Below are 5,110 nucleotides of genomic sequence, written 5' to 3'. Positions count from 1 at the left end.
CAATATTACTTGATGTTGGATTCAAATACAAATAAGCTCCGGTCTGACTCACATTCGTAGCCGATAAACCTGTTGGTGCATTACACGGAGGTGGCGGACAAGCCAAAGTCGTAAACGTTCCACCTGTTGACCATGGACTTACTACTGCATTTGGTGATGCATTAGGACATATTAATTGTGCCTGCCATTCGTAAGTCGTGCCACAGGTTAAATTACCCAATTGATAAGGCAAAGTAACATGCTCAAGGGTTGTCCATGTGGTAGTGGTTCCACCATGATAGCGGATATTAAATGTTCCTACATTACTCGATGTTGGATTCAAATACAAATAAGCTCCGGTCTGACTCACATTCGTAGCCGATAAACCTGTTGGTGTAGTACACGGAGGTGGCGTACAAGCCAAAGTCGTAAACGTTCCACCTGTTGACCATGGACTTACTGTTGTAGTTGTTCCGGCTACTGTATTTGGACATATCAGTTGGGCTTGCCATTCGTAAGTAGTACCGCAAGTTAAATTGCCTAATTGATACGGAAGTGTAACATGCTCAAGGGTTGTCCATGCTGTAGTGGTTCCACCATGATAACGAATGTTAAATGTTCCTACATTACTCGATGTTGGATTCAAATACAAATAAGCTCCGGTCTGACTCACATTGGTAGCCGATAAACCTGTTGGTGCATTACACGGCGGCGGCGTACAAGCCAAAGTCGTAAACGTTCCACCTGTTGACCAATCACTCACAGCGGTAGTTCCAGTTGCTGTATTTGGACAAATGAATTGTGCCTGCCATTCATAAGTCGTACCACAGGTTAAATTACCCAATTGATAAGGCAAAGTAACATGCTCAAGGGTTGTCCATGCGGTAGTGGTTCCACCATGATAGCGGATATTAAATGTTCCAATATTACTTGATGTTGGATTCAAATACAAATAAGCTCCGGTCTGACTCACATTGGTAGCCGATAAACCTATTGGTGTGGCGCAAGTTGTTTGTGCCAATAGCTGTTCTGGAAATAGTATTTGTAAAGCAAAAACCAGAATCCCTATAAGATAGTAGCATTGTTTCATAGTACTTCATTTTAGTTTTGTTAAGTAAATTTAACTATAATTTTTATTGCTGAGATTTCGAGCCCTGATTTTTCATAAATTTCTGGATTATAAGACAATAACCTCTAATAAACATCCTTTTTTGTAAGCAAAAAGAGCCTAGTTTATCCATACTATTTTAGTAACTATCCGTAAAAAATAAAAAAATAATATAATTTTCCTATTTTTGATCAAAATCCAATCCATGAAAAAAACCATTACTCTCCTATCCCTTTTTGTTCTTATCGCTTCCTCTTGTGGGGTCAAGCAAACCCGTGAACTATTAACTTCAGGCGACTATGATGCAGCCATTCGCAATGCCGTCGAAGGACTACAAGGCAACAAAAATGCCAAAGGCAAACAAGACTATGTGTACATGCTCGAAGAAGCCTTTGCTAAAGCTAAAGAACGCGATTTGCGCGATATTCAAGGCTGGTTCAAAGACACTAATCCGAAAAACTTAGAAAAGATTTACAACACTTACGTACAACTAAATTACCGTCAGGAGCAAATTCGCCCCTTGTTGCCCTTGAAATTATTGAAAGAAGGTCGCGATGCTCAATTTCCTTTTGAGGATTATACGGATCAGATGGTCAGCAGCAAAAATGCTTTGTCAAAATACTTATACGACAATTCGAAAGCCTTATTAGTAACCAAAGACAAAATGACCATTCGTCGTGCTTATGATGATTTGATGTATTTAGAAAGTATCAATCCAGGATTCAAAGATACCGGCAAACTGATGGATGAAGCCAAAGCCAAAGGAACCGATTACGTTAGCGTTTATACTAAAAACGAAACCAACATGGTCATCCCCGTTCGTTTAGAAAATGATTTGCTCGACTTTAGCACTTATGGTTTGGATGATAAATGGACCGTTTACCACAGCAACCGTGTTAAAGGAATTGACTATGATTATGGCTTGATTGTGAATTTCCGTGACATTAAATTATCGCCGGAACAACAAAAAGAAAAACAATTCGAAAAAGAAAAGCAAATCAAAGATGGTGTAAAGAATCTTTTAGATGAACACGGTAACGTGGTAAAAGACAGTTTAGGGCACGCCATCAAAGTAGATAACATGAAAACTATTCATATCAGCATTTATGAGTTTTCACAAATCAAATCCTGTCAAGTAACTGCCAAAGTAGATTACATCAACTTTAAAACCAACCAATTGATTGAAACGTTTCCTTTAGCCAGTGAGTTTGTCTTTTCTAATGTATATGCCAATTACAAAGGTGACAAACGCGCTTGTGAAGACACGTATTATTCCAATTTTGATAGAAAAGCAGTGCCGTTTCCTAGCAATGAGCAAATGGTTTATGATACCGGTACCGATTTAAAAAATAAACTGAAAGACATCATCTCCAGAAACAAATTCAGGAGATAACAAAAAATCCGAAGCACTGCTTCGGATTTTTTGTTTGGCATAACTATAAAACTTTGTCGTTAATTTGATTGGTTCTTTACATCGGTGTAAACTACTTTTGAAATCTCTCCTATCAAGTCGGATAATTTTTTCAAATCAGTTCCTTTAGTCATTACCGTAAGCAAATAACCCCCATTGTCTAAATAAACCACAGCCGACTCATGCAATTGTTTCTCGTTTTGATTCCCTGACTCCCCAAACTTATGGGCAATCTTAGTATTAGCCGGAATGCCTTTCATGATCCCATCCTTAAAATCACACTCGCTCAACAGTTCGGCCGCAAATTCAGAGTTTGGTATGGTTAGATACCCTGCATTGAAAATAGTTCGCATAAAAAGAGAATAATCTTTCACCGTAAAAAGGTATTGATTGGCATATACATTAGGTACCTCAACACCAATATCCGAAAATAGCTTTTGCATCAATTTGTTATCCATATTACTTTCCAGCAGTATTGTAGCCGCATTATCAGAGTATTTTATCATGTAAGTCAATAGCTCTTTAACGGTATAACTTTGACCTAACTGAATGGATTTCGATACATACGAAATATTCTTGCCGGTTTCCACCTTATTAGTATACGGAATCACTTTGTTTAAAAAGCCCGGATGTTCTTCATCCATTTTTAAAATGGTAATCAATACCGGAACTTTGAACAAGGAGCCTGGCTGGTATTTCTCATTTTCGTTAAAAACCGTCCATTCTCCATTGGCACGAAGATAAACAGAGGCAGCAGTAACGCCGTTGACTTGTTTGTATTTTTCAATGATATCAGCCACTTTAAGTTTGGTGCTGACCAAATTATCCGATTCACAATTCTCATCCACCCACAAAATAGGCTTGACGAATTTCAATCCGGATATACGCTTTATGTTGTATTCGCAACTTTTCTTTTCAGAATTGACCGCAAGTTCCGCTGCTTCTTTATCACTCAACCACCAGTAAATCATACCGGAAGCCATCAATGAAATAATTAGGGATGTGATAATAACTTGGATAAAAGAAAATTTCCTTGAGGCAAATGAAGACATGTATTTAGTTTTGGTTTGTGTCGCCAAAAATAGATAAGTTACTAGTAAAAATTGACAAGAAATATGTTAGACTTTTCTTAAAATAGTGTTAAATATACCGCTTTAAATCATCGGCATAGATATCGCCGTGTGAGGCTGTATAAACCGGTTCCCCGTTTCTGATTAACAACAATTGCGGCGATTGATGCTCTACCCCAAAGCGGTGGGCAATAGCGTTAGAAAGATCCCTATTCTCCAACAAGTCAAGGAAATAAGGCGTAACTTTATCTTCTAAATCAAACTCGTTTTCAAACTGTTTCAATGTCATCCGACTCACTCCGCAACGGGTGCTATGCTTGAAGATGGCTACCGGTTTGTCGGCAGATGTTGTGATGATTTCATTTAGTTGCCCTAAATCTGTTAAGGGTTTCCATCCCACTTTGGAGGTGCTGTTAGGTTCTTCCGAACCGCCGAAGATGCTTTTAAATAGGTTCATTATGGCTTGTTTTGCGACATTTTGACGTAAAGTAAAGCAAAAAATGCTTAGAAATCAGTCATTCTGTCTTGTTTTACGATTTGGAACACATCTTGACGATGCAGTTTCAAAGCTAATTAATTTATGTAAAACACAAATTGACTTTAACTTTTACACAACACACAAAAAGAAAAAAGAGATTAAAAAACTATGAACATCAACAATTTAACTATCAAATCGCAGGAAGCTTTGCAACAGGCACAGCAGATTGCACAAAGTTTTGGACAACAACAACTCGAAAACGAGCACATCTTCAAAGGGATACTCGAGGTAGATGAGAATGTAGCGCCCTTTATTTTAAAGAAAATGAATGTCAATGTCGATCTATTCAAACGAATCTTAGACAGCACCATTCAAAGCTTTCCGAAAGTATCGGGTGGCGACATCATGCTTTCGCGGGAAGCCAATACCGCTTTGACCGAAGCCAACATCATTGCCAAAAAAATGAACGATGAATACGTATCTATCGAGCATTTGATTCTGGCCATATTCAAATCAAAAAGCAAGGTAGCCCAAATCTTAAAAGACCAGGGTGTTACCGAAAAAGGCCTCGAAGCCGCCATAGCCGAAATGCGCAAAGGCGAACGGGTAACCTCTGCCTCTGCCGAGGAAACCTATAACGCTTTGAACAAATACGCCAAAAACCTAAACGAATTAGCCCGCACCGGCAAGCTCGATCCAGTGATTGGCCGTGACGAAGAGATTCGTCGTGTATTGCAAATCCTGACGCGCCGTACTAAGAACAACCCTATGTTGGTTGGTGAACCCGGTGTAGGGAAAACAGCCATTGCGGAAGGTTTGGCTCACAGAATCGTGGACGGTGACGTGCCCGAAAACTTGAAAGACAAAATCGTATACTCTCTGGATATGGGTGCGCTGATTGCCGGTGCCAAATACAAAGGGGAATTTGAAGAACGATTAAAATCGGTAGTGAAAGAAGTGACTTCTGCCGAAGGGGATATCGTCTTATTCATTGACGAAATTCACACGCTTGTGGGTGCCGGAGGTGGCGAAGGCGCTATGGATGCCGCCAACATACTGAAACC

5 protein-coding genes are annotated in these 5,110 nt (G+C 39.4%); 2 read left to right on the top strand and 3 right to left on the bottom strand.

Annotated features, from left to right (window positions below; translation table 11 throughout):
- Positions 1 to 1,069: hypothetical protein (locus V7D82_RS13225; protein ID WP_333601429.1), on the bottom strand; the 1,069-nt coding region annotated here is incomplete at its 3' end.
- Positions 1,070 to 1,292: 223 nt separating this feature from the next.
- On the opposite strand from V7D82_RS13225, the gene V7D82_RS13220 reads away from it, so the two are divergent.
- On the top strand, positions 1,293 to 2,480 hold the full coding sequence (locus V7D82_RS13220) for a hypothetical protein (protein ID WP_333601428.1): 1,188 nt from the start codon (positions 1,293 to 1,295) through the stop codon (positions 2,478 to 2,480).
- Between the two features lie 59 nt (positions 2,481 to 2,539).
- Here the strand turns inward: V7D82_RS13220 and V7D82_RS13215 are convergent, their stop codons facing one another.
- Positions 2,540 to 3,550 (bottom strand): serine hydrolase, encoded by a 1,011-nt coding sequence (locus V7D82_RS13215; RefSeq protein WP_333601427.1) that lies wholly within the window; start codon positions 3,548 to 3,550, stop codon positions 2,540 to 2,542.
- Between the two features lie 88 nt (positions 3,551 to 3,638).
- On the bottom strand, positions 3,639 to 4,025 hold the full coding sequence (gene ytxJ / locus V7D82_RS13210) for a bacillithiol system redox-active protein YtxJ (protein WP_333601426.1): 387 nt from the start codon (positions 4,023 to 4,025) through the stop codon (positions 3,639 to 3,641).
- A 189-nt stretch (positions 4,026 to 4,214) separates the two neighbouring features.
- Between ytxJ and V7D82_RS13205 the strand changes: the two genes are divergently transcribed.
- A partial coding sequence (locus V7D82_RS13205) for a Clp protease N-terminal domain-containing protein (protein ID WP_333601425.1) occupies positions 4,215 to 5,110 on the top strand: 896 nt, incomplete at its 3' end.

It is taken from the genome of Flavobacterium sp., assembly GCF_036741995.1.
In the GTDB taxonomy this organism is placed as follows: domain Bacteria; phylum Bacteroidota; class Bacteroidia; order Flavobacteriales; family Flavobacteriaceae; genus Flavobacterium.
Note: the sequence above shows the minus strand (reverse complement) of the source record. Positions and strands in the feature narration are given on the sequence as shown.